Below are 379 nucleotides of genomic sequence, written 5' to 3'. Positions count from 1 at the left end.
GGTCGCCGCCCTGGAAGCCACCGGAGCGCTCGCCGCCCTCGCGGCGGAACCCGCCCTCGCGACGGTCGCCGCCGTCGCGGAAGCCGCCGGAACGTTCCCTGTTGTCGGGGCGGAAGCCGCCTTCACGGCGGTCGCCGCCACGGAACCCGCCAGAGCGCTCACCATCACGGGAGCCGCCCTCGCGACGGTCGCCGCCACGGAACCCGCCCTCACGACGGTCACCGCCACGGAACCCGCCCTCACGAGAACCGCCGGGACGGTCACCGCTGTCACGGCGGAACCCGCCCTCACGGCGATCACCGCCGCGGAAGCCACCCTCACGGCGGTCGCCGCCCTGGAAGCCACCGGAGCGCTCGCCGCCCTCGCGGCGGAACCCGCC

Annotated in this window: 1 pseudogene; it reads left to right on the top strand. The window is 76.8% G+C overall.

Going from position 1 to position 379, the window contains the following annotated elements:
• A pseudogene (locus tag C1A38_RS31255) lies at window positions 1–379 on the top strand (hypothetical protein); the annotation flags it as partial.

Origin of the sequence: Verrucosispora sp. ts21 (assembly GCF_002879555.1) — a bacterium.
Classification (GTDB): Bacteria; Actinomycetota; Actinomycetes; order Mycobacteriales; family Micromonosporaceae; genus Micromonospora; species Micromonospora gifhornensis.
This window is presented reverse-complemented; position numbering and strand designations above follow the sequence as displayed.